Origin of the sequence: Pseudomonas sp. p106, assembly GCF_003936645.1 — a bacterium.
Classification (GTDB): Bacteria; Pseudomonadota; Gammaproteobacteria; order Pseudomonadales; family Pseudomonadaceae; genus Aquipseudomonas; species Aquipseudomonas putida_E.
The window spans coordinates 179,913-204,670 of record NZ_RHQR01000005.1; the positions used below are offsets into that span (position 1 = coordinate 179,913).

25 protein-coding genes and 1 pseudogene are annotated in these 24,758 nt (G+C 63.3%); 10 read left to right on the plus strand and 16 right to left on the minus strand.

Features of this window, described 5'->3' with window-relative positions:
• Window positions 1–52 precede the first annotated feature (52 nt).
• The 3 genes from EGJ09_RS08730 to EGJ09_RS08740 are packed head-to-tail and all read right to left on the minus strand — an operon-like array spanning window position 53 to window position 3,596.
• Entirely contained in the window at window positions 53–1,651 is a 1,599-nt protein-coding gene (locus tag EGJ09_RS08730) for a GMC family oxidoreductase (RefSeq protein ID WP_125923627.1), read from the minus strand.
• A 21-nt stretch (window positions 1,652–1,672) separates the two neighbouring features.
• Complete coding sequence (locus tag EGJ09_RS08735) at window positions 1,673–2,158, minus strand: twin-arginine translocation pathway signal protein (RefSeq protein WP_125923628.1); 486 nt, start codon at window positions 2,156–2,158, stop codon at window positions 1,673–1,675.
• A gap of 10 nt (window positions 2,159–2,168) precedes the next feature.
• On the minus strand, window positions 2,169–3,596 hold the full coding sequence (locus EGJ09_RS08740; protein WP_125923629.1) for a coniferyl aldehyde dehydrogenase: 1,428 nt from the start codon (window positions 3,594–3,596) through the stop codon (window positions 2,169–2,171).
• Window positions 3,597–3,748: 152 nt separating this feature from the next.
• Here EGJ09_RS08740 and EGJ09_RS08745 point away from each other — a divergent pair, with 152 nt between their 5' ends.
• Complete coding sequence (locus tag EGJ09_RS08745) at window positions 3,749–4,414, plus strand: TetR/AcrR family transcriptional regulator (protein ID WP_046787081.1); 666 nt, start codon at window positions 3,749–3,751, stop codon at window positions 4,412–4,414.
• Window positions 4,415–4,449: 35 nt separating this feature from the next.
• A complete protein-coding gene (locus tag EGJ09_RS08750; RefSeq protein ID WP_125923630.1) occupies window positions 4,450–5,304 on the plus strand; it encodes a sulfurtransferase in 855 nt (284 codons plus the stop codon).
• A gap of 9 nt (window positions 5,305–5,313) precedes the next feature.
• On the opposite strand, the gene EGJ09_RS08755 is transcribed toward EGJ09_RS08750, so the two are convergent.
• The 6 genes and pseudogenes from EGJ09_RS08755 to EGJ09_RS08780 form a co-directional block, all read right to left on the minus strand.
• Window positions 5,314–6,306, minus strand: a complete 993-nt coding sequence (locus tag EGJ09_RS08755; RefSeq protein WP_115273356.1) for a hydrolase — start codon at window positions 6,304–6,306, stop codon at window positions 5,314–5,316.
• A gap of 71 nt (window positions 6,307–6,377) precedes the next feature.
• Window positions 6,378–7,772 carry a pitrilysin family protein gene (locus EGJ09_RS08760; RefSeq protein WP_125923631.1) on the minus strand — a complete coding sequence of 465 codons (1,395 nt, stop codon included), beginning with the start codon at window positions 7,770–7,772 and terminating at the stop codon, window positions 6,378–6,380.
• On the minus strand, window positions 7,769–9,112 hold the full coding sequence (locus tag EGJ09_RS08765; protein WP_125923632.1) for a pitrilysin family protein: 1,344 nt from the start codon (window positions 9,110–9,112) through the stop codon (window positions 7,769–7,771). Before EGJ09_RS08765 ends, EGJ09_RS08760 begins: the two co-directional genes overlap by 4 nt.
• An 85-nt stretch (window positions 9,113–9,197) precedes the next feature.
• Window positions 9,198–9,800 (minus strand): 16S rRNA (guanine(966)-N(2))-methyltransferase RsmD, encoded by a 603-nt coding sequence (rsmD, locus tag EGJ09_RS08770; protein ID WP_012312296.1) that lies wholly within the window; start codon window positions 9,798–9,800, stop codon window positions 9,198–9,200.
• Window positions 9,800–11,152 (minus strand): annotated as a pseudogene (locus tag EGJ09_RS08775) (M16 family metallopeptidase); the annotation flags it as partial. The pseudogene EGJ09_RS08775 and the gene rsmD, both read right to left, overlap by 1 nt.
• 124 nt (window positions 11,153–11,276) lie before the next feature.
• Entirely contained in the window at window positions 11,277–12,632 is a 1,356-nt protein-coding gene (locus EGJ09_RS08780; RefSeq protein ID WP_125923634.1) for a pitrilysin family protein, read from the minus strand.
• A gap of 232 nt (window positions 12,633–12,864) precedes the next feature.
• Here EGJ09_RS08780 and ftsY point away from each other — a divergent pair, with 232 nt between their 5' ends.
• The 4 genes from ftsY (at window position 12,865) to rpoH (ending at window position 17,047) form a co-directional block, all read left to right on the plus strand.
• The gene (gene ftsY, locus EGJ09_RS08790) at window positions 12,865–14,391 is read left to right on the plus strand and encodes a signal recognition particle-docking protein FtsY (RefSeq protein ID WP_125923635.1); all 1,527 of its coding nucleotides are present in this window, start codon (window positions 12,865–12,867) and stop codon (window positions 14,389–14,391) included.
• Window positions 14,388–15,059: a cell division ATP-binding protein FtsE gene (ftsE, locus tag EGJ09_RS08795; RefSeq protein ID WP_039601211.1), complete on the plus strand. Its 672-nt coding sequence runs from the start codon at window positions 14,388–14,390 to the stop codon at window positions 15,057–15,059. The genes ftsY and ftsE overlap by 4 nt, the downstream gene beginning before the upstream one ends.
• A complete protein-coding gene (gene ftsX / locus EGJ09_RS08800; RefSeq protein ID WP_125923636.1) occupies window positions 15,056–16,081 on the plus strand; it encodes a permease-like cell division protein FtsX in 1,026 nt (341 codons plus the stop codon). The genes ftsE and ftsX overlap by 4 nt, the downstream gene beginning before the upstream one ends.
• A 111-nt stretch (window positions 16,082–16,192) precedes the next feature.
• On the plus strand, window positions 16,193–17,047 hold the full coding sequence (gene rpoH / locus EGJ09_RS08805) for an RNA polymerase sigma factor RpoH (protein WP_012312302.1): 855 nt from the start codon (window positions 16,193–16,195) through the stop codon (window positions 17,045–17,047).
• 111 nt (window positions 17,048–17,158) lie between these two features.
• On the opposite strand, the gene mtgA is transcribed toward rpoH, so the two are convergent.
• On the minus strand, window positions 17,159–17,869 hold the full coding sequence (gene mtgA / locus EGJ09_RS08810; RefSeq protein ID WP_125923637.1) for a monofunctional biosynthetic peptidoglycan transglycosylase: 711 nt from the start codon (window positions 17,867–17,869) through the stop codon (window positions 17,159–17,161).
• Between the two features lie 64 nt (window positions 17,870–17,933).
• Between mtgA and EGJ09_RS08815 the strand changes: the two genes are divergently transcribed.
• From EGJ09_RS08815 to trmB, 4 genes are all read left to right on the plus strand, one after another.
• Complete coding sequence (locus tag EGJ09_RS08815; protein ID WP_115273363.1) at window positions 17,934–18,305, plus strand: DUF423 domain-containing protein; 372 nt, start codon at window positions 17,934–17,936, stop codon at window positions 18,303–18,305.
• 103 nt (window positions 18,306–18,408) lie between these two features.
• Window positions 18,409–18,609, plus strand: a complete 201-nt coding sequence (gene thiS / locus EGJ09_RS08820) for a sulfur carrier protein ThiS (RefSeq protein WP_012312305.1) — start codon at window positions 18,409–18,411, stop codon at window positions 18,607–18,609.
• 54 nt (window positions 18,610–18,663) lie between these two features.
• Window positions 18,664–19,458 (plus strand): thiazole synthase, encoded by a 795-nt coding sequence (locus tag EGJ09_RS08825; protein ID WP_008092966.1) that lies wholly within the window; start codon window positions 18,664–18,666, stop codon window positions 19,456–19,458.
• A gap of 9 nt (window positions 19,459–19,467) precedes the next feature.
• A complete protein-coding gene (gene trmB / locus EGJ09_RS08830) occupies window positions 19,468–20,190 on the plus strand; it encodes a tRNA (guanosine(46)-N7)-methyltransferase TrmB (protein WP_115273364.1) in 723 nt (240 codons plus the stop codon).
• 172 nt (window positions 20,191–20,362) lie between these two features.
• Here trmB and EGJ09_RS08835 read toward each other — a convergent pair whose 3' ends face one another.
• Genes EGJ09_RS08835 through EGJ09_RS08860 form a run of 6 tightly spaced genes read right to left on the minus strand, consistent with a single transcriptional unit; the run spans window position 20,363 to window position 24,700 of the window.
• Entirely contained in the window at window positions 20,363–20,689 is a 327-nt protein-coding gene (locus EGJ09_RS08835; protein WP_003257821.1) for a DUF3392 domain-containing protein, read from the minus strand.
• A gap of 9 nt (window positions 20,690–20,698) precedes the next feature.
• On the minus strand, window positions 20,699–21,886 hold the full coding sequence (hemW, locus tag EGJ09_RS08840) for a radical SAM family heme chaperone HemW (protein WP_046787036.1): 1,188 nt from the start codon (window positions 21,884–21,886) through the stop codon (window positions 20,699–20,701).
• Window positions 21,883–22,479, minus strand: coding sequence for an RdgB/HAM1 family non-canonical purine NTP pyrophosphatase (rdgB, locus tag EGJ09_RS08845; protein ID WP_125923638.1), 597 nt, complete (start codon window positions 22,477–22,479; stop codon window positions 21,883–21,885). Before rdgB ends, hemW begins: the two co-directional genes overlap by 4 nt.
• A complete protein-coding gene (locus EGJ09_RS08850) occupies window positions 22,476–22,910 on the minus strand; it encodes a DUF4426 domain-containing protein (RefSeq protein ID WP_046787038.1) in 435 nt (144 codons plus the stop codon). The genes rdgB and EGJ09_RS08850 overlap by 4 nt, the downstream gene beginning before the upstream one ends.
• Window positions 22,911–22,932: 22 nt before the next feature.
• Window positions 22,933–23,553 (minus strand): methionine biosynthesis protein MetW, encoded by a 621-nt coding sequence (gene metW / locus EGJ09_RS08855; protein ID WP_012312310.1) that lies wholly within the window; start codon window positions 23,551–23,553, stop codon window positions 22,933–22,935.
• Between the two features lie 7 nt (window positions 23,554–23,560).
• The gene (locus tag EGJ09_RS08860; RefSeq protein ID WP_046787039.1) at window positions 23,561–24,700 is read right to left on the minus strand and encodes a homoserine O-acetyltransferase; all 1,140 of its coding nucleotides are present in this window, start codon (window positions 24,698–24,700) and stop codon (window positions 23,561–23,563) included.
• Between the last annotated feature and the right edge of the window lie 58 nt (window positions 24,701–24,758).

Sequence of the window (24,758 nt, forward strand, 5' to 3'; positions counted from 1 at the left end):
GCCAAGTCATGCGGCCGGCTGATGGCACTATAGACAGCAGGGGCATTTGTTGTCATGCACTCTGTGCCAGGCGGGCTATCAGGGCGTCGGTGAGCTTCGCGCTGATGGCGTAGACCGACAGTTGTGGGTTGGCACCGATGCTGGTCGGGAACAGCGAGCCGTCGTGAATCGACAGGTTTTCCAGCTGATGGTGACGGCCCAGGCTGTCGCACACCGCGTGACGTGGATCTTCGCCCATTGCGCAGCCGCCCATTACGTGGGCGCTGCCCAGCCGCGTATGGAACGGCTCCAGGCGCAAACCGTCGATCATGCGTTGGGCCTGCGCCAGGCTGGCAGCAGCGCGGGCATCGCTGTGCGCGGGTGTAACCTGCGTGGCGCCTGCTGCGAACTGGATCTGCGCCATGCTGTGAAAGGCGCGGCGCAGGCCGTCTTGCAAGTAGTCGGTGACCGGGTAATCGAGCACCGGTGAGCCATCGCCACGCAGTTCCACCGCGCCGCCCGTGCTTTCGGGGTGGAAACCGTCGCGCAACAGCGCAAGCATGACGTGGGTATGCGGCAGCTCGGCCATGCGCCGGGCATTTACGACACCATCGCCACCGAGCAAGGTGCTGGCCAGCGCCGGGTGCAGGGGCGGCACTTCAAGTTTGTAGCCGACCGCGCCATCGACGCCGTCCTGCCATTGGAAGTGGTCACTGTAGATGGATTGCGGGGCGCCGTAGTAAGGGTCGATGCGTGCGTCGAAGCGTGCCGCGCTGAAGTTGACCAGGTGCAGGAAGGTCCGCTTGCCCAGGCGCTCGTGGGGGTCAGGAGCCTTGGAACGCAGCAGCAGGGCGGGGCTGTTGATGCCGCCGCCTGCGAGGATGTAGTGGCGTGCGCGCACAGTGATGCAGCGCCCGTTGGTGTGTATCCCTTGAGCATCCAGCCCTTGGCAGCGCAGATGCTCGATGCGCTCGCCGTCATGCTCGAAGCGTTCGGCCCGGGCCAGGTACAGCAGCTCGCCGCCCTTGTCGAGCATGGCTGGAATGCGCGTCACCAGCATCGATTGTTTGGCGTTGACCGGGCAACCCATGCCGCAATAGCCAAGGTTCCAGCACCCCCGGACATTGCGCGCAATCACGGCCCATCGGTAGCCGAGCCGTTCACACCCACGGCGCAGTACGTCGTTGTTGGCGTTTGGCGGCACCGCCCAAGGCGTAATGCCGAGGTCTTGCTCGATGCGTTCGAACCAGGGGCGTAGCGCGTCGTTGTCCAGCCCTTTTACGTTGTGGGCCGTGGCCCAGTGGGCCAAGGTCGGCGCGGGCGTGCGAAAGCTGGAGGTCCAGTTGACCAGCGTGGTGCCGCCTACCGCACGGCCCTGCAGAATGGTGATGGCGCCGTCCTTGCTCATCCTGCCCAGGCCTTCCTGGTAGAGACTGGCGTAGGCCTCATTCTCAAGCAGGTGGAAGTCACTGCTGGTCTTGAGCGGGCCTTCCTCGATCAGCAGTACCTTGAAACCTGCGGCACTGAGCATCTGCGCGCTGGTGGCGCCGCCGGCACCGCTGCCTATCACGGCAATGTCGGCTTGCAGGCTGAGGTCCTGCCCCAGGCGTGAGCCGTCGTAGGTGATCCAGCCGCGTTCGAGGCCTTGGCGAAACGGGTCGATGACAGGCATTGAAGATGCTCTTGTTGTTGGTCAGATTTTCGGCGGTCCGGGGTAACCACAGGCGGTCCAACTTTCCGGGCGCTCGTACCAGGCCATCGTCAGTAGTTGCACGATCGACGAGTGCCCCATGCGCAGCAGGTTCAGCGAACTGTCCTGCCAGCGTTGCAGAAACCCCGCAATCTGCTGTTCACTGGCCTGTTCCCAGGCGCCCCAGACCCCGGTCAGTGGGCCACGGGTCAGCGGCAGGTTGAGCACATCGAACAATTGCCGGGTGAGCTTGAGCATTTGCGGGGACAGTGCCGCCAGTTTGGCGTCGAGAGTGGGCAGCACCAGTGCTGCGCTTGCCGAAGTACCGGCAAGCACCACCGGGATCAGTGCCCGCAGCAATGGCAGGTCGTCATCGCGCAATACGTGGTATCCGGTTGCAGGCGCCTGAGGGCTGCAGCCGACCAGGCTGGCGCTGGCCAGAAACACACTGGCTCCCAGGCTGAAACGCATGAATTCGCGCCGCTGCATGGCCCGGCCCTCAGCGGATGAACAGTTTGTAGACCAGGCGCTGCAAGGCCTTGCCATACGGCGGGTAGATCAGGCGTGCGGCGTTCAGGCGCTGCTTGGCCAGCACTGCCTTGGCCTTGCTGAAGGTCAGGAAGCCGTCGTGGCCGTGGTAGTGGCCCATGCCCGAGGGGCCGATGCCGCCGAACGGCAGGTCGTCCTGAGCCACATGCAGCAGTGTGTCGTTGAGGCATACACCACCGGAGTGGCTGTGCTGCAGTACATATTCCTGCTCGGCACGGTCGTAGCCGAAGTAGTACAGCGCCAGTGGGCGTGGCCGTTCATTGATGTAGGCCAGTGCGCCGTCGAGGCTGTCATAGGGCACTACCGGCAGCAGCGGGCCAAAGATTTCGTCCTGCATCACCTGCATGCTGTCGTTCACCTCCAGTAGCAGCTGCGGCGGCAGGCGCCTGCCTTGGCGGGGCTCGTCCGGGTACAGGTCGATGATCTGCGCGCCTTTGCTGCGGGCGTCATCCAGCAGGTGTTGCAGGCGCTGCAATTGCCTCGGATTGATGATGGCGCTGTAGTCGGGGTTGTCGGCGATGCGCGGGTACAACCGGTGGACCGCCCTGCGGTAGGCATCGCTGAAGGCGTTCAGGCGCTCGCGTGGTACCAGGACGTAGTCTGGGGCGACGCAAGTCTGGCCGGCATTGAGGGTCTTGCCGAACGCGATACGCTCGGCGGCGCTGTCCAGCGGCACGCTGGACGAAACGATGGCTGGCGACTTGCCGCCAAGCTCCAGTGTGACCGGGGTCAGGTTTTGTGCCGCGGCCAGCATGACCTGGCGCCCGACGCTGGTGGCACCGGTGAACAGCAGGTGATCGAAGGGTAGCCGGGCAAACGCCTGGCCGACTTCCACCTCGCCCAGCACCACGCTGACCAGCTCGTGCGGGAATACCCGCTCAAGCAAGGTTTTCAGCGCCAGGGCGCTGGCAGGTGTGGCCTCACTGAGCTTGAGCATCACCCGGTTGCCGGCGGCCAGGGCGCAGGTCAGCGGGCCGATGGCGAGAAACAGCGGGTAGTTCCACGGCACGATGATGCCAACTACGCCAAGCGGCTGATACAGCACGCGGGCGCTGGCCGGCTGGAAGGCCAGGCCTACGGTTCGCCTTGCGGGTCGCATCCAGCGCTTGAGGTGGCGCTCGGCATGGCGAATACCTTGTACCGAGGGCAACAGTTCGGCCAGCAGGGTTTCGTCGGCGCTGCGGCCGGAAAAGTCCGTATCGATCGCCTCTATCAGCCGTTGTTGATCCGCCAGCACAGCCTCGCGCAGGCTTTTCAGCCATTGCCGGCGTTGGGCCAGGGGCGCCATGGGGTTGCCCGCAAATGCTTTGCGCTGGGTGGCGAACGTGGCCGCCAGGTCGTCGGACTGCAAGGGAGGCACGGCGATAGGTGAAGTCACGGCGGCTCTCATCGGGGCTAGAGAATCTCTAGAGCCTATACTCTAATCGGGACGATGGTACGAATATTTTTCCCGCCACCGCACGGTGCATCCGGGCCCTGTTACCCCGTAATATGGACCCTTACCGTAAGCCTGCAGACTGGGAGCTGAGCATGGCCCCGCGCATGAAGACCCGAGAGCGCATCGTGCAGAACAGCCTTGAGCTGTTCAACCAGCAAGGCGAGCGTAGCGTGAGTACCAACCACATTGCTGCGCACATGGAAATTTCGCCCGGCAACCTCTACTACCACTTCCCCAACAAGCAGGCGATCATCGCCCTGCTGTTCAGCCAGTACGAAGAGCTGGTGGACAGCTTCCTGCGCCCGCCGCAGGGGCGCGCCGCCACCGTCGAAGACAAGCGTTTCTATCTCAAGGCGTTGCTCGCAGCGATGTGGAGCTACCGGTTCCTGCACCGTGACCTCGAGCACCTGCTCGACAGCGACCCTGAGCTGGCTGCCCGTTACCGGCGCTTTTCCGAACGTTGCCTGCGCCAGGGCCAGGCGATCTATCGGGGCTTCGTCGAGGCCGGCATTCTGGTCATGGCACCTGCGCAGATCGAATCGCTGACCATCAACGCCTGGATCGTGCTTACTTCTTGGGTCCGCTTTCTCAGCACCACGCGCGAGCACTCCGCTCACCTGGGTGAAGAAGCCTTCAAGCGTGGCGTCTATCAGGTACTGGTACTGGAACTCGGCTTCGTCACCGCCAACGCCCGCAGTGCCGTGGATGCCTTGTGCCAGGAATTCCATGTTCCGTTCAACCAGGCTCTGGAACGTTAACCCAGAGCCTTCGTGCCATCGATCAGGAGATTGTCATGCCCCTTGCGCAATTGATCACCCCGCAGCAACTGGCCGAGCGCCTGGGCTCGCCCAAGTTGGTGATCCTCGATTGTCGGTTTGCCTTGGAAGACGTGGATTACGGCCAACGCAGCTATGCCGAGGGGCATATCGCCGGGGCGCACTTCGCCGACCTGGAGCGCGATCTGAGTGGGCCGGTAAGCAAGGGCAAGACCGGCCGCCATCCCTTGCCTGATCCGCAGCGGCTGGTCGAGCGTTTGCGTGAGTGGGGGCTGGACAATGACAGCGAGGTGGTGCTCTACGACGATGGGCCTGGTGCCTTTGCCGCCCGTGCCTGGTGGCTGCTGGCCTGGTTGGGTAAACGCACAGGTGTGGCGATTCTCGACGGAGGCCTCAAGGCCTGGCACGCCGCGGGCCAGCCATTGAGCCTGGACGCACCGGCACGCTATGAGGGTACGTTCAGCGGCGAGCCGGATACCAGACTGCTGATTGACGCCGAGCACTTGGCCACTGAGCTTGCAAGCCCCAAGCTGACGCTGATCGATGCGCGTGCCTTGCCGCGTTTTCGTGGGGATGTGGAGCCGATCGACCCGGTGGCCGGGCATATTCCCGGCGCTCAGTGCGCAGCCTTCACCGACAACCTGGGCGAAGATGGGCGTTTCCTGGCGCCAGAGCAGCTCAGGCAGCGCTTTGCCGAGAAGCTGGCGGGGCGTTCACCGGAACACCTGGTGGCGTATTGCGGTTCGGGAGTGACGGCTTGCCATAACCTGTTTGCCCTGGCATTGGCGGGGTATCCGTTGGGCAGGCTGTATGCCGGGTCGTGGAGTGAGTGGATCAATGATCCGGCGCATCAGGTTGCCACGGGCGACTGATACGCCGGGTTATCGCCTATCCACCAGCCACTGCGGAATCCGCCGCTCAAGGTAATACCCCGGATTTCGCAGGCTGCCTTCGACAAACCCCACATGCCCGCCCCGCTCATGCAGCTCGAACTGAGTTTGCGGCGTCAGCTCGCTGGGGGTGGGCAGGCTGTGGCGGTATACGAACGGATCATCGTTTGCCTGGATGATCAGCGTCGGCGTGCGGTTTTCCCCGAGATAGTAGCGGCTGGATGAGCGACGATAGTAGTCGTGTACATCGTCAAAACCGTTGAGTGGCGCGGTCACCTTGCCGTCAAAATCCCAGAAGGTACGCAGCTTGCGCAACGACCCGAGCTGGTCGAGCGCGGCCAGGCCTTCATGATGGCCCTGTGCGCGGAAATGCCGTTGTTTGACCTGCACATAGGCCATCATTTCACGCATGAAATGCGCCTGATACACCTTGGAAAAGCCTTGGCCGATGCGGTCGGCGCACTGATCCAGGCGAAACGGTACGGAAACCGCCACGGCCGCCTGCAGTTGGCTGGCGCTGCCACTTTCACCCAGGTACTTCAGCAGCACATTGCCGCCCAGTGAATAGCCGACGGCATACAAGGGGGCCAGCGGGCGTTGAGCGCGCAGGTGGGCGACGACCTCGGCCAGGTCCCCGCTGGCCCCGGAATGGTAACTGCGTGCCAGCAGGTTCGGCTCCCCCGAGCAGCCACGCCAGTTCACCGCAACGCTGGCCCAGCCGCGGGCATCGAGCGCCTGCTGCAGGCCTTTGACATAAGGCGAATGGGACGAACCGGTCAGGCCGTGCAGCACCAGCACCAGCGGTGTATCTGGCTGGTGGGGCCCGTGCCAGTCGAGGTCCATGAAGTCGCCATCGGCCAGCCACAGGCGCTCGCGCTTGCGTTCAAGTGCAGGCAGTTTGCGCCACAGCGGGCCCCAAAGGGTTTGCAGGTGAGGGTTGGACAACCCGGTGGCCGGGCGGAATGTGGCGGTAAGACTGGGCATGCTGGGCGACTCGTGTTGTGCCTGCCTAGATTGCCATGAAACACCGCCGTTGTACTTGCGCTATTGGTCGGTCAGGGCAGCTCGGGCAAAGGTTGTTGCGCATGGGGCGGGCCGAGAGTGATGAACACTTCCTGCGCAGGGCTCAGCCATAAGCGCGCGGCTTCGCGAATGTCCTTGGGCGTCAGGGCTGCCAGGCTTTGGATGTAGGTTGCAAAATGATCTGCAGGTTGGCCAAGGTGGCTTGACGTTGCCAGGCTCTTGGCCAGCTCTGCGTTGCTCGCCATGGTGCGATGCAACCTGCCTGCTATCTGGTTGCGCGCCATGTCGCACTCCGCCTGGCTTGGGCCATGCTCGCGCAGGCAAGCCAGCATCCCGGAAACCAGCTCACGCGAGGCATCTCGGTATTGGGGGGCAATGTCCCATTCAATTTGCAGCAGGCTCGCCGCATCAAAGGGTCTGAGCGACGAGCGGATGGTGTAGGTCAAGGCACGTCGGCTTCGTAGCTCTTGTGTCAGACGCGACTCGAAGCCGCTGCCGAGGATTTCGTCAAGCATGGTCAAAGCTGCATACCCTGGCTTGTCGGGTGATGTGGGCAGCAGCAGAGTCAGCGTGGCCCGGGTCGTACTTGCGGTGTGTTCCTGATGCCGGGTGAGCGCCTCTGGCAACGGCGCCGGTGGCGGGAGCTGCCCTGCCCAGTGTTGTGGTAGCGCCTGGAGCAGTTCAGTGATGAGTGTCTGCGCCTCGTCGCGCGAGAGGTCGCCCACCAGGCCGATATCGAGGTTGTTGGCAGAGTAGGCGCGTCGGTGGAAATCGCGCAGCTGCTGCTCGTCGATCTGCTTGAGGCTCTCAGGGGTGCCAGCCCAATGTGTGGCGTAGGGGTGGCCATCGAATACATGGCTCATTGTCGCGTGAGACATCCCTGAGGCCGGGCTCGATGCAACTGCGCCAAGGAAGTTGAGCAGTCGTTCGCGGATGCCTGCGACGGCTTCCTCCCGGAAGGCGGGGCGCGCCAGCATTTGCGTGAGCAGTTGCAGGGCGCTTGTACGCAGTGCCGGCAGGCTCAGGCAGCGCAGCGTGATCACGGCCTCATCCTGGTTCATCTGCCTTGCCATGATCGCACCCAGCCCCTCGATGGCCTGTGCGAATTGGGCGGCATCCAGATGCTCGGTACCCTGATCGAGGCTGTAAAGGACAAGGGCGGCCAGGCCCGGGCTAGTGCCGTCGAGCGCACTGCCAGCGCGAAAGCGTAGCGCCAGGTCGAATATCGGGCGGTCATGGGATGGCATGAAGCTGACCTTGGCGCCTTCGTCGGTCTGCCATTGCTGTATCTGGGCCGGCAAGGGCTGGTGCTGCTCCAGGTCCAGGCCTTGCGTGGACTCCAGCCGGGCCATTGCCGCCACGGCGGTATCGGTCATGGGGCCCTTGCAAATCAGTGGCATGCTGCTGGTGGAAAGAGGTTTGTTCATGCCGGTGCTCCTGTTTGCAGATGAGTGATGGTCAGCCTTTCGCGGCTCAGGTAGTCGAACGCTACCTGTCGTAATGTCGCGCTATCGAGGTGGCGGACACGTTCGGCTTCTTGATCGATCAGCGAGGGAGACAGACCAGCGGCCGCCGCTGCGCCGATGCGCCCAGCTTGCAGGGTGACGCTGTCGCGGCTGAACAGGCGGCGGGTAAGCATGCGCAGTTTCGCGCGCTCCAGTTCCTGGGGGGAAAGCAGCGTATGGCGCAGGGTATCGATCAAGGTATAGATCGCTTCTACGGCGTGCTCGTGGGTGGATCTTTGACTGTTGATATAGGTTGAAAGGGTCAACAGCGTGTCGCCACGCACCATTGGCTCATATGACAGGCCGATGCCCTTGAGCAGCCGTCGGTCTCGCACCAGCTCGCTGTAGAGCCTTGCGCTGAACCCTTTGCCAAGCACTTCACAGAGCACGCCCAAGGCAGGCACTGTGGTTGCCTCGGTGGCCGTGGCGTGGCTTGGTGCATTGAAGGACATGAACAAACCATCACGCAGGCCTGGCAATTTCAGCTTCTGGCTTCGCTCCTGCAGGTGCGCGTCATGCCGGGGGACCGGTGCTGCGCCAAGCGGGGCCCTGGCGATGCTGGCGAAATACCGGCTCACGTGCTGGCGAAGCGTGGGAAGGTCGACGGCGCCCACCACCACGAGGGTGGCGTTATTGGGCCGATACCACGTTTGATACCAGGTGCGCACGGTATCCAGGCGCATGTTGTTCAGGTCTGCCGGGTTGCCAAACGCCGCCGTGGCATACGGGCTGCTGCCGTGAGCAAGCGCTATGTGCCGTTCAGCTGCCTGCTGTGCAGGAGCGTTTTCGACTTTGAGTCGGCGCTCGTCTTCGATCGCTTTGACTGCCCGCTCCATGTCTGCCTGGCCAAAGGTTGCGCCCGCCATGGCATCCGCCATTATTTCGAGTGCAATCGGCAATCGTGCCGCGGGTAACAGGACATCGTATGCCGTTGCGTCATCGGTGGTAGTGGCATTGGCCTTTCCGCCGAGCCGCGCGATCACCTGGGTGTATCGGCCCGCTTCGAGTTTGCGGCTGCCTTCGAATATCAGGTGTTCCAGCAGGTGCGAGAGGTTGGTATGGCCGGCCGGTTCATGGCTGGTGCCAACGTGGTACCAGAGCTGGATTGCGGCGAGCGGGGTGCTGTGGTCTTCACGCAGATAGACAGCCAGGCCGTTATCCAATGTGAAATGCTGCAACGATGGGGGGGTGGCATCCGCGATGGAGTCGATGCCGGCTGACACCGTTTGGTCGTCGAGGGTAAACGGGGGAGTCGATGGCATTGCTCAAGTGCTCCTGGTTGGGGTGACCAGGAGCAGCTTCGGCGAGATTGTGCGCTTGCCTGCGCTATATAGTTAGGGCCTGCGTTCAGGCGCGCTGCCACAGCGCGTAATGCACCTGGCCGGTCTTTTTTTCGCGGTGCAGGCGCCAGTTGCCTGGCATTTGCAGGGTAGAGGGGGCGGCTTCGCTCTCGGTGTAGATCCACGCCTGCTCGCGCAGCCACTGGTTCTGCTCCAACAGGTTGCAGGTGTTGGCCAGCAGGTCCTGGTGGAACGGCGGATCGAGAAACACGACGTCGAACTGTTGCTTGGCCGGGGCTTGCAAGTAGCGCTGGGCGTCGGTCTGGAGGATTTGCCCGCGCGGGCAGCGCAGGATCTCCAGGTTGTTCTTCAGGTTGTTGATAGCCGCCGCGTTGCTGTCCAGTGCTACGGCATCTGCAGCACCGCGTGACAACGCTTCGAGCACCAGGGCGCCACTGCCGGTAAAGGCATCCAGCACCCGGGCGCCTTCGATGTAGGGCGCCAGCCAGTTGAACAGGGTTTCGCGCACACGGTCGGTGGTCGGCCGCAGGCCTTCGCCTTCAGGCACCGCCAGGCGGCGGCTGCGCCACTCGCCAGCGATGATGCGCAGGTGGCCCTGTCCCTTGCTTTGGCCCTGCTGAGGTCGGGCGGGAGGGGTGGATCTAGGCATTAGTGCTCCGGTACGCCGAGAGGCTGCTCGGCGGGTTTGTCAGTAGGGGCTGGCAGCGGCTTTTGCGGCACGCTCGGGCCGACGGTGACGATCACCAGTTTGTCGGCTGCCAAATGCTTGTTCATGGCTGCCTTGACCTGCTCGACGGTCAGCGCTTGGGACTGCTGCATGAAGTCTTCCAGCCAGGTCAATGGCAGGTTGTAGAAGCCGATGGCGCCCAATTGGCCGACGATGCTCGCATTGCTGGCGTTCGACAGCGGGAAGCTGCCGGCCAGTTCGCGCTTGGCGTCGTCCAGTTCCTGCTGGGTCGGGCCGCTCTTGAGGTAGTCGGCAAGGATACCCTGCACCAGCTTGAGTGTGCCCTCGCTGAGTTCGGCACGGGTTTGCAGGTTGATCATGAACGGGCCGCGCACCTGCATCGGGCTGAATACCGAGTATACGCCGTAGGTCAGGCCGCGTTTTTCCCGCACTTCGCTCATCAGGCGGGTACCGAAGGCGCCGCCACCGAGAATCTGGTTGCCCAGCGACAGGGCTGGCCAGTCCGGGTCCTGGCGGTCGATGCCCAGCTCGGCCAGCATCAGGTGGGTCTGCTTGGACGGGAAGTCGATGTGGGTGGTACCTGCCTTGGGCTCGACGGGTTGCGCAGGCTTGGCCAGTGCCGGGCCTTTGGGCAGGGCGGCGGAGACCTGGGCGGCAATCGCCTCGGCCTCTTCGCGGCTGAGGTCGCCGACCAGTGCGATTACCGCGTTGCCCGCTGCATAGGCTTTGGCGTGGAATGCGCGCAGCTGTTCCAGGGTGATGCCCGGGATGCTTTCAGCGCTGCCGTCGCTTGGATGGGCGTAAGGGTGTTCGCCGTAAAGTTTGCCGAACAACGCCTTGCCGGCGATCTTGCCGGGGTTCTGCTTCTCGTATTCGAAACCGGCCAGCAGCTGGTTCTTGATTCGTTTGAGTGCGTCCTCCGGGAAGGTCGGCTTGCCGGTTACTTCAGCGAACAGCTTCAGGGCCGGTTCGCGCTTGTCCTTCACACTCAGGCTGCGCAGCGAGGCCACCGCCATGTCGCGGTAGGAACCGTTGCCGAAGTCTGCGCCGAGCCCTTCGAAGCCTTCGGCGATGGCGGTCACATCCTTGCCGGCAACGCCTTCGTTGAGCATGGCATTGGTCAGGGTGGCCAGGCCCGGCGTGTTGCCGTCCTGGCTGCTGCCGGCGGCGAAGGTCACGCGCAAATCGAACATCGGCAGCTCGCGGGCCTCGACGAACAGTACGCGTGCACCTTCGGCAGTGGTCCAGTTCTGGATGTTCAGCTGGCGCCGGCTGGGGGCCTTGCCGTCCAGCTCGGCCAGCGACTGCAGGGTATTGGCGGGGCGGGCCGCGGTGCTGTCGGTTTCGGCGTGGGCAGGGCGAGCCAGGACGCAGGTCATCGCCACCACCAGTGCGATGATGCCCGTGCCGATCAGGGTGTAGCGTGGTGCGCTGCAATCACTCATGAGCGGACTCCTCAGGCAGTACATGGGCAACGCTCAGGCGTTCGCGGGTGAAATAGGTGCGTGCGGCGGCCTGGATGTCTTCGGGGGTCACGCGCTTGAGTTCGTCCAGTTCGCTGTCGATCAGTTTCCAGGACAGGCCGACCGTCTCCAGCTGACCAATGGTGGTGGCCTGGCTGCTGATGGAGTCGCGGTCGTAGACCAGCCCGGCGATCACCTGGGCGCGTACACGTTCCAGTTCCTCGGCGCTCGGCGGGGTGGTCTTGAGCTCATCGAGCAACTCCCAGACGCCTTTCTCGACATCGGCGAGCGTCTTCTGCTTCTGTACGTTAGGGGTAGCCGAGATCATGAACAGGCTGTCGCCGCGGGTGAAGGCGTTGTAGCTGGACGAGGCGCCGGCCACCAGTTCCTGGCCACGCTCCAGGCGCGCAGGCAGGCGGGCGCTGTAGCCGCCGTCGAGCAAGGCCGAGATCAGCCGCAGGGCGTGCGCGGTGCGCGGGTCCTTGGCGGTGGCAAGGCCCGGTACGTTGAAGCCGTAGATCAGGCTTGGCAGTTGGGTGCGCACGTGCAGGGTCAGCTGGCGCCGGCCTGGCTCGGTCAGCTCCAGCGGCAGCTTGGCCGGCGGCACGGCGCGCTTGGGGATACTGCCGAAGTACTTCTGCGCCAGGCCTTTGACCTCGGCGGCGGTAACATCGCCGACTACCACCAGGGTGGCGTTGTTCGGCGCGTACCAGGACTCGTACCAGTGGCGCAGCTCCTCGACTTTCATGCGTTCGAGGTCGGCCATCCAGCCGATGGTCGGGGTGTGGTAGCCGCTGGCCGGGTAGGCCATGGCGCGGAACAGCTCGAAAGCCTTGGCGCTTGGCTGATCGTCAGTGCGCAGGCGGCGCTCTTCCTTGATCACCTCGATTTCGCGGCTGAACTCATCGGCCGGCAGGCGCAGACTGGCCAGCCGGTCGGCCTCCAGCTCCAAAGCCACCGGCAGGCGGTCGCGGGCCAGAACCTGGTAGTAGGCGGTGTAGTCGTCGCTGGTAAAGGCGTTCTCTTCCGCGCCCAGGTCGCGCAGGATGCGTGAAGCTTCGCCGGGGCCGACCTTGGCGCTGCCCTTGAACATCATGTGTTCCAGAGCGTGGGACAGCCCGGTCTGGCCGGGTGTCTCATAGCTGGAGCCGACCTTGTACCAGATCTGCGAAACCACCACTGGCGCGCGGTGGTCCTCGCGTACGACCACTTTCAGGCCGTTGTCGAGGATGAATTCGTGGGTGGGTTGCACATCGGCGGCAAAGGCTGCGAGCGGCAGGCAGAGCGTGCTGAGCAACAGGCCAGCGGCGCGGCGGGCTAGAGCATTCATAAGGTGTTTAACCTGTTCGGCGGCCCGCAGGGTTTAGCGTCGGCGGGCCAGGAGGTGCTAGGATACTGATCCGGTTGCCTGGCGACCATGCCTGTCGCCGTTCTGGCCTGCAGGTCCATTAAGACAAAACATTGCGCATGAACCAGCCGGCTTCAAAACAGTCTGTTCTGCGTTTAGAGAATTCCAGATGAGCCGCTGCTGGCCCATCGCTACCCTGAGATAGCCGTCTTCCATGTTTGGTTCCAACGACGACAAAAAAGCGCCGGCCGAGGCTGGCGAGAAAAAAGGCCTGTTCAGCTGGTTTCGCAAGAAGCCGCAGCAACCTGTCGCCGAACAGCCACAAGCCCCTGATGCTCAGGCAGTAGAGCCGGTATCGCCGCAGCCTGCCGCCGAGCAGCCTGAAGTGGCAGCGGCCGAGCCGGTGGTTGCCGAAGCGCCCCCGCCTGCCGTTGAGCCGGTACGGCCCGCTGAGCCGGTGCAGGCCCCCCAGCCTGCGCCTGTCGTTGAGCCCGCTCCGGCTCCTGAGGTTGCACCGGTCCCTGAGCCTGCTCCAGCCCCTGAGCCAGTGCCGGTTCCCGAGCCTGTCCCGGCCCCTGTGAGGGCGGACTTGCCTGCGAGTGCTGAGCCCGCTGCTGCGCAGCTCGAAAGCCCTGCTCCAGTCGCAGCAGCCCCCGAAGCCCCGGTCAGCAACCTGGTCTTGCCCGTTGCCGAAGAGCCGGTCGCCCTGGTTCCAGACCTTGAGCCAAAAGCCCCGCCAGCGATCCCCGAGCGCCCGGCCCCCGAACAGGCCGTCGCGGCCGTCACCCCAGCCGTTGCCGAACCTGCCAAGCCCGGCTTCTTCGCTCGCCTCAAGCAGGGCCTGTCGAAGACCAGCGCCAGCATCGGCGAAGGCATGGCCAGCCTGTTCCTGGGCAAGAAAGTCATTGATGATGACCTGCTAGACGAGATCGAAACACGCTTGCTGACCGCCGACGTTGGCGTGGAGGCGACCTCGACCATCGTTCAGAACCTGACCCAGAAGGTTGCGCGCAAACAGCTGGCCGATGCCGATGCCCTGTACAAGTCGCTGCAGGAAGAACTGGCCGCGCTGCTGCGCCCGGTCGAGCAGCCGCTGAAGATCCAGGCGCAGAACAAGCCCTATGTGATCCTCGTGGTAGGCGTCAACGGCGCCGGCAAGACCACCACTATCGGCAAGCTGGCCAAGAAGCTGCAACTCGAGGGCAAGAAGGTCATGCTGGCCGCGGGTGATACCTTCCGTGCTGCCGCCGTCGAGCAGTTGCAGGTCTGGGGCGAGCGCAACCAGATCCCGGTGATCGCCCAGCACACCGGTGCCGACTCCGCGTCGGTGATCTTCGATGCCGTGCAGGCCGCCAAGGCCCGTGGCGTCGATGTGCTGATCGCCGATACCGCCGGCCGGCTGCACACCAAAGACAACCTGATGGAAGAGCTGAAAAAGGTTCGCCGGGTCATCGGCAAGCTTGACGCCGAGGCGCCGCATGAGGTGCTGCTGGTGCTCGATGCCGGTACTGGCCAGAACGCCATCAGCCAGGCCAAATACTTCAACCAGAGCGTCGAGCTGACCGGCCTGGCCCTGACCAAGCTGGACGGCACCGCCAAGGGTGGCGTGATCTTCGCGCTTGCCAAGCAGTTCAACATTCCGATCCGCTTCATCGGCGTGGGTGAAGGTATCGACGACCTGCGCACCTTCGAAGCCGAGCCGTTCGTCAAGGCTCTGTTTGCCGAGCGAGAGCACCCATGATCCGATTCGAACAGGTTGCCAAGCGCTACCCCAACGGCCATGTTGGCTTGCATGAGCTGAGTTTCCGGGCGCGCCGGGGCGAATTCCTGTTCGTCACCGGCCATTCCGGGGCCGGCAAGAGCACCTTGCTGCGCCTGCTGCTGGCCATGGAACGCCCCACCAGCGGCAAGTTGATGCTGGCAGGGCAGGACCTGGGCCAGATCAGCAATGCGCAGATCCCGTTCCTGCGTCGGCAGATCGGGGTGGTGTTCCAGAACCACCAGTTGCTGTTCGACCGCACCGTTTTCAACAACATCGCCCTGCCGCTGCAGATTCTCGGCCTGTCCAAGGCAGAGATCGCCAAACGCGTGGATTCGGCGCTGGAGCGTGTGTCGCTGGTCGACAAGGGTGAGCTGTTCCCGGCCGACCTGTCCACCGGCCAGCAGCAGCGGGTCGGTATCGCTCGTGCGATCGTCCACCAGCCCGCCTTGCTGCTGGCCGACGAACCCACCGGTAACCTCGACCCGCGCCTTGCCGCAGAGATCATGGGGGTGTTCGAGGACATCAATCGGCTGGGTACCACGGTGTTGATCGCCAGCCATGACCTGGCACTGATTGCGCGCATGCGCCACCGCATGCTGACCTTGCAGCGCGGCCGTCTGATCGGCGATGGGGAGGCCGGGCAATGAGCACTACACGTACACCCAAGGTTTCCGAACGGGTCGCCCCAAAGGCCGCCGACGCGGATACCCGGAAAAAGCGCGGCGAGCATGATGATGACGGCCCGGACTTCCGCACGCTGTTGCACGCCTGGCTGGACAGCCACCGTGCCAGCTTGGCCGACAGCCTGCGTCGCCTGGGCAAGCAGCCGATCGGCAGCTTCTTCACCTGCCTGGTGATGGCCGTGGCGCTGAGCATGCCCATGGGCCTTTCGCTGCTGTTGAAGAACGTCGAGAAGCTGGGGGGCTCCTGGCAGCGCGCCGCGCAGATTTCCCTGTACCTGAAGCTCGACGCGGGCAGCAAGGAGGGCGAGGCCCTGGGCCAAGAGATCAAAGGCATGCCTGGGGTGGCCGATGCCTTGTACATCAGCCCAGGGCAGGCGCTGGAAGAGTTCCAGCAGCAGTCCGGGTTGGGTGAAGCCCTGCGTGAACTGCCCGACAACCCGCTGCCTGGTGTCGTGGTGGTGACCCCGACCGAAGTCGACAAGCCGGCTCTGGAAGCGCTGCGGCAACGTCTGGCCGAGCTGCCGCGAGTGGAAAATGCACAACTCGACCTGGTGTGGGTGGAGCGCCTGGCGGCGATCCTCAAGCTGGGCGACCGGTTCGTCTTCGGCCTGGCGGTGATGCTTATTTCTGCCTTGCTGTTAGTAATCGGTAACACAATTCGTCTACATATTGAAAACCGCCGTACCGAGATCGAAGTCATCAAGCTGGTAGGCGGCACCGACAGCTACGTCCGTCGGCCTTTCCTGTACATGGGCGCGTTGTACGGCCTGGGTGCGGGCCTGCTTGCCTGGGGTATCCTCGCGTTCGGCCTCAACTGGCTGAACGAGGCCGTGGTAGGGCTGTCCGGGCTCTACGGCAGCGACTTCTCCCTGGGCGGTGTGCCAGCATCCGATGGTCTGTCGCTCTTGATCGGGGCGGTACTGTTGGGGTATATCGGTGCATGGATTGCGGTGGCTCGGCATTTGAACGAGTTGGCCCCGCGATAGTTTTTCTGAGCCAGCATTGACAATTTTTCATTTTTGGAACTTGCACCTTGGTTCCAGGTCTATGTTGGCAGTGCTCACAAGGCACGAGTCTGGTAAGTCGGAGGTTCTTGAATGACCACATCGTTGCAACCTGCCTATGCCCTGGTTCCCGGTGCAAACCTGGAAGCCTACGTGCACACGGTCAACAGCATCCCGCTGCTGACTGTCGAGCAGGAGCGTGATCTGGCCGAGCGTCTCTATTATGAGCAGGATCTTGAGGCCGCTCGGCAAATGGTGATGGCCCACCTGCGCTTCGTCGTACATATCGCCCGCAGCTATGCTGGCTACGGGTTGGCCCAGGCCGACCTCATTCAGGAAGGCAACGTCGGCCTGATGAAGGCGGTCAAGCGCTTCAACCCGGAAATGGGTGTGCGCCTGGTGTCGTTCGCCGTGCACTGGATCAAGGCTGAAATCCACGAATTCATCCTGCGCAACTGGCGCATCGTCAAGGTGGCTACCACCAAGGCCCAGCGCAAGCTGTTCTTCAACCTGCGCAGCCAGAAGAAGCGTCTGGCCTGGTTGAACAACGATGAAGTGCACCGCGTGGCTGAAAGCCTCGGCGTCGAGCCGCGTGAAGTGCGTGAGATGGAAAGCCGTCTGAGTGGCCAGGACATGGCCTTCGACCCGGCAGCAGAGGCGGACGACGACAGCGCCTTCCAGTCGCCTGCACATTACCTGGAAGACCATCGCTACGACCCGGCTGTGCAGCTTGAGGACGCTGACTGGAGCGACAACTCCACCAGCAACCTGCATGAAGCCTTGCAGGGCCTGGACGAGCGTAGCCGCGACATTCTCTACCAGCGCTGGCTGGCTGAAGAGAAAGCCACATTGCATGAGCTGGCAGACAAGTACAGCGTTTCGGCTGAGCGTATTCGCCAGCTGGAAAAGAATGCGATGAACAAGGTGAAGGCGTTGATTGCTGCGTGATTGGCGCCTGATGCACTGAAAAGCCGCTGGCCCATGACAGGGTGAGCGGCTTTTTTGTTTGCGTATGCTTTACCGGCCTCGGGAAGGGGCAGTCAAAGTCAGCGTATCAATTCAGGGCCTGCGCGAAGCATCCAGCTGCATCAGGTAGCTCGGCCCACCCAGCTGGCTCATTTGCCGGCGAATCCAGCCTGCCCGGCTCGCCACGTAGGCGCTCGGCCGGCTGGCGCTCCACTTGATGGGGCTGGGCAGCACCGCAGCCAATTGAGCAGCCTGCTGGCGGTTCAGGCGGCTGGCATCGATACCGAAGTGGTAGCGCGCCGCAGCCTGGGCACCAAATACCCCTTTGCCCCATTCGGCACTGTTCAGGTAGACCTCGAGGATCCGCTCTTTCGACCAGAACAGTTCCAGCAGCGCCGTGAACCAGGCCTCCAGCCCCTTGCGCAACCAACTGCGACCCGACCACAGGAACAGGTTCTTGGCCACCTGCTGGGTCAAGGTGCTGGCACCACGGATGCTGCCGCCGCGCTCGTTATAGGCTAGCGCCGCCTGGATGGCGGGGATGTCGAACCCCCAGTGGTTGGCGAACTTCTGGTCTTCACCGGCGATGACCGCGACCTTGAGGTCATCCGAGATATTTTCCCACGGCTGCCAGTCGCGCTGCAGGTCGATCGGCTCGCCACTGACCCACGACTGCACCTTGCGCTCGACCATCAATGCCGTGCCGGGAGGCGGCACCCAGCGGAACACCAGCACCAGCACGATGCTGCCGGCAGCGAACCAGAACAGGGCGCGGGCGAGGCGACGGAATAGGGATGACAGCATGGCGATGGCTTGGCCGGACCGGTGGAACGGGCCATTATACAGACCCGATCCCAGGAGTCGTCCCATGCTTCGCACCTTCCTCATGCTCGCCGCCCTTTTCGGCTTTACCGGTGTCGGCCTGGGCGCATTCGCCGCCCATGGGCTGAAAAACCGCCTGAGCGCAGATTACCTGGCCATCTTTCAAACCGGAGTGACCTATCAACTGGTACATGCCTTGGCAATCTTCGGGGTCGCGCTGCTCGCGGCGCATTTGCCGGGGCGCCTGGTTGGCTGGGCCGGTGGTCTGTTCGCCCTGGGCATCGTGCTGTTCTCCGGTAGCCTGTACCTGCTGACCCTCAGCGGGCTGGGCAAGCTTGGCATCATCACCCCTATCGGCGGCTTGTGCTTCCTGGCCGGCTGGGTCTGCCTGGGCATGGCAGCATGGCGTTTAGGCTGACCAAGCGGTCCACAATCACGACTAATGGCGTGCACCGCCCTTGGGTTAACGCGTTGATCGGCGCTAGAATGCTGGCCCCCAACGCACAATGGTGGCCGTGCGCATGCGCATTCAATTGAACGGTGAACCCTATGAATTGCCCGCTGGCGAAAGCGTCGCGGCGCTGCTGACCCGCCTGGAGCTGACCGGGCGCCGGGTGGCAGTGGAATTGAACCTGGATATCGTGCCGCGCAGTCAGCACGACAGCACGCAGCTCAACGACGGCGACCAGGTCGAAGTGGTCCACGCTATTGGCGGCGGCTGATTCCGGCCTGGCGATTCACCTGCAAGCCCAGCAACCTTTTCCAGAGGATCTTTGATGAGCAACGTTCGTAGCGACAAGCCCTTTACCCTGGCCGGGCGCACTTTCCAGTCGCGCCTGCTGGTCGGCACCGGCAAATACCGTGACATGGAAGAAACCCGCCTGGCCATCGAGGCCTCGGGCGCCGAAATCGTCACTGTCGCCGTGCGCCGCACCAACCTCGGCCAGAACCCGGGCGAACCGAACCTGCTCGATGTGCTGCCACCGGACCGTTACACCATTCTGCCGAACACCGCCGGCTGCTATGACGCCGTCGAAGCGGTGCGCACCTGCCGCCTGGCCCGTGAACTGCTCGATGGTCATAACCTGGTCAAGCTGGAGGTCCTGGCAGACCAGAAGACCCTGTTCCCCAACGTGATCGAAACCCTCAAGGCCGCCGAAGTACTGGTCAAGGACGGCTTCGACGTGATGGTCTACACCAGCGATGACCCGATCATTGCCCGTCAACTGGCCGAAGCAGGCTGCATCGCGGTCATGCCGCTGGCCGGCCTTATCGGCACTGGCCTGGGCATCTGCAACCCGTACAACCTGCAGATCATCCTGGAAGAATCCAAGGTGCCGGTGCTGGTCGATGCAGGCGTGGGTACCGCCTCCGATGCCACCATCGCCATGGAAATGGGTTGTGAAGCGGTGCTGATGAACTCGGCCATCGCCCACGCCCAGCAGCCCGTGCTGATGGCCGAGGCCATGAAACACGCAATCGTCGCCGGGCGCATGGCCTACCTCGCCGGGCGCATGCCGAAGAAACTCTATGCCAGCGCGTCTTCGCCGCTGGATGGTCTGATCAAGTAAGAGCTACTGATGACTGAATCGCAAGATACGCCGATCACCACCGACGGCGAAGCGCGTCCACACCGCCGCATCAAGAGTTTCGTGATGCGCGCCGGGCGCATGACCGAAGGCCAGCAACGCGGCCTGGACCAGGGCGGCCCGCTGTATATCCTGCCGCTGGCCGAAAGCCCGGTGGACTATGACCAGGTGTTCGGCCGTTCGGCGCCACGCACCCTGGAGATCGGTTTCGGCATGGGCCATTCCCTCTTGGAGATGGCCGCTGCCGCACCTGAGCAAGACTTCATCGGTGTTGAAGTGCACCGCCCGGGTGTCGGCGCGCTGCTTAACGGCGTGCTGACCGAGGGCCTGAAGAACCTGCGGGTGTACGATTGCGACGCCATCGAAGTGCTCAACCGCTGTGTGGCCGATAACAGCCTCGACCGCTTGATGCTGTTCTTCCCTGACCCATGGCACAAGGCGCGCCACCACAAGCGTCGTATCGTGCAGTTGGAGTTCGCCGAGCTGGTGCGTCGCAAGCTCAAACCGGGTGGCATATTCCATATGGCCACTGACTGGGAGCCGTATGCCCAATACATGCTGGAAGTGATGAGCGCGGCGCCGGGGTACCGAAACCTGGCCGCAGACGGGGCTTATGTACCGCGTCCCGAAGAACGTCCAATCACCAAGTTCGAGCGCCGTGGTGAGCGCTTGGGGCATGGGGTTTGGGATTTGAAATTCGAGAAGGTGGGTTGATTGGCTGTTTGAGCCTTTCGATGTTGCGCTGAGCCGCCTATGCAAGCCCTCCGGGGCTTGTTTGTAAACAAGGCCGAGGGGGTACGCCTGACCGCCTCGGTGGCTCCCTGCAAAGGGCAGTCGAGTGGTAGAGCTGCCCTGGTTTTGCGGGGCAGCTTCCAGTCAGTCAGCTTTACCCCCGCCGATCAGCGACCACGCCAATCAACACCAGCACCACCAACAGCACCGGCGCCAACGCGTAGTTGTTGAACTGGCTCAGCCCCTTCACCACCCACGGCGTGGCATAGATCAGCGCCGCGCCGCTGCCGATCATCACCAGCAGCGCCATGAACGGAACCCGCAGGGCACCTGCCAGGCCGCCCAGCCGTTGTTCCACCCAGCCCTTGATATCGGTGCCAAACAGCACCAGCAGGCAGCCCACCAAGGCCAGCGAAATCTCAGACAGGTTGCTACGGCTCCAGCGGGAAACCGTTGCCAGCAGGTCAAGTACCAGATCCATGGGTCATCCTTAGGTCAAGAAATACTGCAGCAGGTCATTGAGGAACAACTGGCCGCGTGGCGTGGCCACCAACCGATCCGGTTCGACCTGCAAAAGGCCTTTTTGTTCGGCGGCGCGGCGGGCCTCGGCCAGTTGCGCCAGTGGCAAGCCGGTACGCTGGCTGAACAGCTCGGCTTCTACGCCATCGGTCAGGCGCAGCGCGTTCATCAGGAACTCGAACGGCAGCTCGTCCACCGGCAGCAGCTTTTCGCCGGCCTTGAACGGCTTGGCCAGGTTCAGGTAGTCCTTGGGCAAGCGGGTTTTCCAGGTGCGCAGGATACGGCCGTCGGCAAAGGTCAGCTTGCCGTGGGCGCCGGCGCCGATGCCGATAAAATCGCCAAAGCGCCAGTAATTGAGGTTGTGCTTGGCAGCACGCCCCGCCTGGGCATAGGCCGAAACCTCATACTGCTTGTAGCCGTGCGCCGCCATCAGTGCCTGGCCGGCCTCCTGAATGTCCCAAAGAATGTCGTCCTCGGGCAGTTCAGGTGGTTGGTTCCAGAACACCGTGTTCGGCTCCACGGTCAGCTGGTACCAGGACAGGTGCGTTGGCCCCAGGTCGATGGCCTGGCGCAGGTCGCCCAACGCATCGTCCAGTGACTGATCCGGAAGGCCGTGCATCAGGTCCATGTTGAAGTTGTCGAAGCCGGCCGCCCGGGCCATGCCCGCTGCGCGAATGGCTTCGTCGCCATTGTGGATGCGCCCAAGCGCCTGCAGTTTGGCCGGCTGGAAGCTTTGCACGCCAATCGACAGGCGATTGATGCCCGTCTGCCGGTACGCCTTGAACTTCTCCTGCTCGAACGTCCCTGGGTTGGCTTCCAGCGTGATTTCAATGTCCGGCGCGAAGGGGATGCGTTGCTCCACGCCGCGCAGCAACCTGCCAAGGGCATTGGCGCTGAACAGGCTAGGGGTGCCGCCGCCGAAGAAGATCGACGAAATTGGCCTTCCCTGAACCGCAGGCAGCTCTTGGTCTAGGTCGGTCAGCAGGGCATCGACATAGGCCTCTTCCGGAAGCTCAGGCCCAGCTGCATGGGAGTTGAAGTCGCAGTAAGGGCATTTGCGCACGCACCAAGGAATGTGGATGTACAGTGCCAAAGGTGGCAACGTGGCGAAACCCGCCACGCCAGGCTGGCGCGGCTGGGTGGACAACAATTCGATCATGCCAGGCCCAGACGTTGGCGCAGCAGGGCCATGGCGCGGGCGCGGTGGCTGAGCTGGTTCTTGTCGGCAGGCGCGAGGTCGGCGCTCGAGCAGTTGCGCTCAGGCACCCAGAACAGCGGGTCATAGCCAAAGCCTTGATCGCCGCTGGCTTCGAACCTGATGCGCCCATGCCAAAGGCCTTCGCAGAGGATGGGCAGTGGATCGTCGGCGTGGCGTACCAGTGCCAGCACACAGACGAACTGGGCGCCGCGCTGATCTTGCGGTACATCCTTGAGTGCTTCGAGCAGCTTGGCGTTGTTTGCCGCATCGCCCTTGCCGTCGGCATAGCGCGCCGAGTAGATGCCCGGCGCGCCACCGAGAAAGTCGACCGCCAGGCCAGAGTCGTCGGCCAGCGCCGGCAGCCCGGAGATGCGTGCAGCATTGCGCGCCTTGAGGATGGCGTTCTCGACGAACGACAGGCCGGTTTCTTCGGGTTCTACCTGGCTGAACTCACCAATCGAGCGCAGTTGCACGGTCTGGCCGAGCATGGCCTGAAGTTCCTTGAGTTTGCCGGCATTGTGGCTGGCCAATACGAGTTGCTGGAGATTCATCATTCGCCTGGGAACACTTCCTGGTTGAAGCTGAGTTTATGGCTGACCCCGCCGGTTTCGACATTCAGGTCGAAGGTCAGCGTCTCGGCCTGTTGGATCTTGAACTGGGCGATGTAGTAAATCGCGCCTCGATCGGTAATCTGCTTGAACGACAGCGGGTTGCTGCGCCCGGTGAGGTCTTTTACCGTGCCGCTGACCACCGCCATGGCGGGTTTGCTGGCCTTGAGCACGGCGATGTTGAGCACCCCCTGATTCTTGCTGCGGACAAGCCCAGTGGCGGCGGCAATGTCCGGCTGCAGCATGCTGGAGGTGAAGGCGCTGTAGTGCACCGTCACGTCGCCGAACACTTCCTTGCGCTCGGGTTTGGCGGCATCGGCAGCCAGTACCGGCAGCGCCAGGCACAAGCTGATCAGAAACAGGGCTAGGCGACGCATGGTGCGATTCCTCTGCTGGGCGTCAGACCGCGAGCTGGTGCTCCTGCAGGCCGGGGCTACTGACGCGGTAAATGCCGATTTCCCCTAACAGATTAGGCCAAAGCCGGCCGCCCCACCCATTGCGGTGCAAGTGGTCGACGGCCAGGCGGTCCAGGACCTTGGCGCGGCGCTCATGGCACAGCTGTTCGAAGTCGGCAAAGGTGCAGAAGTGGATGTTCGGGGTGTTGTACCAGGTGTACGGCATGAAGTCCGAAACCGGCATGCGGCCTTTGGTCGCCAGGTACCAGCGGCAACGCCAGTGGCCGAAGTTGGGGAAGGTGATGATGCACTGGCGGCCTACCCGCAGCATCTCGTCGAGGATGCGGTCGGGGTACTCCACGGCCTGCAGAGCCTGGGTCATGATCACTACGTCAAAGCTGTTGCTGGCGAAGTTGCCAAGGCCCTTGTCCAGGTCCTGCTCGATGACGTTGACGCCTTTGGCTACACAGGCGGCGATGTTGTCGGGGTCGATCTCCAGGCCGTAGCCGGTGACCTGCTTGCGATCACGCAGCGAAGCCAGCAGCTCGCCACTGCCGCAGCCCAGGTCGAGTACCCGGCTGCCGGCGGGAATCCAGTCGTGGATGATTTCCAGGTCGGCTCTCATGCTGTCCTCAGATGGCGATGCGGTTCATGTAGTTCGCGAAACCCTGCATGTAGCGAGGCGTGGGGATCAGGAAGGCATCGTGCCCGTAAGGAGAGTCGATCTCCAGATAACAGACGTTCTTGCGTGCCGCCATCAGGGCATCGACGATCTCGCGCGAACGGGCCGGCGAGAAACGCCAGTCGGTGGTGAACGACATGATGCAGTAGTCGGCTGTGACGTGGGCCAGGGTCGCGGCCAGGTCGCCGCCATTGGCCGCCGCCGGGTCGAAGTAATCCAGCGCCTTGGTCATCAGAAGGTAGGTGTTGGCGTCGAAGCGGCCAGAGAACTCTTCGCCCTGATAGCGCAGGTAGCTCTCGACCTGGAATTCGACGCTGTGGAAGTCGTAATTGAGCTTGTCGCTCTTGAGCTCCCGGCCAAACTTTTCCCCCATCGAGTCGTCGGACAGGTAGGTGATATGCCCGACCATACGCGCCAGCATCAGGCCACGCTTGGGGATCACGCCCTGGTCCTGGAACGAGCCGCCGTGGAATTCGGGGTCGGTGAGGATGGCCTGGCGCGCCACTTCGTTGAAGGCAATGTTCTGGGCCGACAACTTTGGTGCCGAGGCGATATCGACGCAATGGCGCACGCGGTCGGGGTAGGTCATGGTCCATTGCAGGGCCTGCATGCCGCCGAGGCTGCCGCCGACAATGGCCGCCCACTGCCGGATGCCCAAGCGATCGGCAAGGCGTGCCTGGCTGTGTACCCAGTCTTCAACGGTCAGTACCGGGAAGTCGGCGCCATACGGCTTGCCGGTGGCGGGGTTGACGCTGCTGGGGCCGGTGCTGCCGTTGCAGCCACCGAGGTTGTTCAGGCTGACCACGAAGAAACGGTTGGTGTCGATCGGCTTGCCAGGGCCGATGCAGCTGTCCCACCAGCCGGGCTTGCGGTCGGTGGTGGCGTGGTAGCCGGCCGCGTGGTGATGGCCAGAGAGGGCATGGCAGATCAGCACAGCATTGCTTGCGCTGGCGTTCAGGGTGCCGTAGGTCTCGTAGACCAGCTCGTAGCTGGCCAAAGAACGGCCACAGGCCAGGGCCAGCGGTTCATCGAACCGGGCTGTTTGCGGTGTAACCAGACCGACGGAATCTTCGGGAAGGACAGTGGACATCGACCCTGCTCACGCTTGACGGAGGCGTAAGTCTAAAGAGCGCTACCCCCAGCGGCAA

Bases quoted from the DNA above. Each gene is read 5' to 3' on its own strand.
- thiS (WP_012312305.1), top strand. From the start codon at position 18,409: ATGCGCATTCAATTGAACGGTGAACCCTATGAATTGCCCGCTGGCGAA.
- EGJ09_RS08765 (WP_125923632.1), bottom strand. From the start codon at position 9,112: ATGCCATCGACTCCCCCGTTTACCCTCGACGACCAAACGGTGTCAGCC.
- EGJ09_RS08745 (WP_046787081.1), top strand. From the start codon at position 3,749: ATGGCCCCGCGCATGAAGACCCGAGAGCGCATCGTGCAGAACAGCCTT.
- EGJ09_RS08825 (WP_008092966.1), top strand. From the start codon at position 18,664: ATGAGCAACGTTCGTAGCGACAAGCCCTTTACCCTGGCCGGGCGCACT.
- rdgB (WP_125923638.1), bottom strand. From the start codon at position 22,479: ATGATGAATCTCCAGCAACTCGTATTGGCCAGCCACAATGCCGGCAAA.
- EGJ09_RS08835 (WP_003257821.1), bottom strand. From the start codon at position 20,689: ATGGATCTGGTACTTGACCTGCTGGCAACGGTTTCCCGCTGGAGCCGT.
- EGJ09_RS08750 (WP_125923630.1), top strand. From the start codon at position 4,450: ATGCCCCTTGCGCAATTGATCACCCCGCAGCAACTGGCCGAGCGCCTG.
- rsmD (WP_012312296.1), bottom strand. From the start codon at position 9,800: ATGCCTAGATCCACCCCTCCCGCCCGACCTCAGCAGGGCCAAAGCAAG.
- EGJ09_RS08735 (WP_125923628.1), bottom strand. From the start codon at position 2,158: ATGCAGCGGCGCGAATTCATGCGTTTCAGCCTGGGAGCCAGTGTGTTT.
- mtgA (WP_125923637.1), bottom strand. From the start codon at position 17,869: ATGCTGTCATCCCTATTCCGTCGCCTCGCCCGCGCCCTGTTCTGGTTC.
- ftsE (WP_039601211.1), top strand. From the start codon at position 14,388: ATGATCCGATTCGAACAGGTTGCCAAGCGCTACCCCAACGGCCATGTT.
- EGJ09_RS08850 (WP_046787038.1), bottom strand. From the start codon at position 22,910: ATGCGTCGCCTAGCCCTGTTTCTGATCAGCTTGTGCCTGGCGCTGCCG.
- hemW (WP_046787036.1), bottom strand. From the start codon at position 21,886: ATGATCGAATTGTTGTCCACCCAGCCGCGCCAGCCTGGCGTGGCGGGT.
- trmB (WP_115273364.1), top strand. From the start codon at position 19,468: ATGACTGAATCGCAAGATACGCCGATCACCACCGACGGCGAAGCGCGT.
- EGJ09_RS08755 (WP_115273356.1), bottom strand. From the start codon at position 6,306: ATGCCCAGTCTTACCGCCACATTCCGCCCGGCCACCGGGTTGTCCAAC.
- EGJ09_RS08860 (WP_046787039.1), bottom strand. From the start codon at position 24,700: ATGTCCACTGTCCTTCCCGAAGATTCCGTCGGTCTGGTTACACCGCAA.
- EGJ09_RS08780 (WP_125923634.1), bottom strand. From the start codon at position 12,632: ATGAATGCTCTAGCCCGCCGCGCCGCTGGCCTGTTGCTCAGCACGCTC.
- EGJ09_RS08760 (WP_125923631.1), bottom strand. From the start codon at position 7,772: ATGAACAAACCTCTTTCCACCAGCAGCATGCCACTGATTTGCAAGGGC.
- ftsX (WP_125923636.1), top strand. From the start codon at position 15,056: ATGAGCACTACACGTACACCCAAGGTTTCCGAACGGGTCGCCCCAAAG.
- EGJ09_RS08815 (WP_115273363.1), top strand. From the start codon at position 17,934: ATGCTTCGCACCTTCCTCATGCTCGCCGCCCTTTTCGGCTTTACCGGT.
- rpoH (WP_012312302.1), top strand. From the start codon at position 16,193: ATGACCACATCGTTGCAACCTGCCTATGCCCTGGTTCCCGGTGCAAAC.
- metW (WP_012312310.1), bottom strand. From the start codon at position 23,553: ATGAGAGCCGACCTGGAAATCATCCACGACTGGATTCCCGCCGGCAGC.
- EGJ09_RS08730 (WP_125923627.1), bottom strand. From the start codon at position 1,651: ATGCCTGTCATCGACCCGTTTCGCCAAGGCCTCGAACGCGGCTGGATC.
- ftsY (WP_125923635.1), top strand. From the start codon at position 12,865: ATGTTTGGTTCCAACGACGACAAAAAAGCGCCGGCCGAGGCTGGCGAG.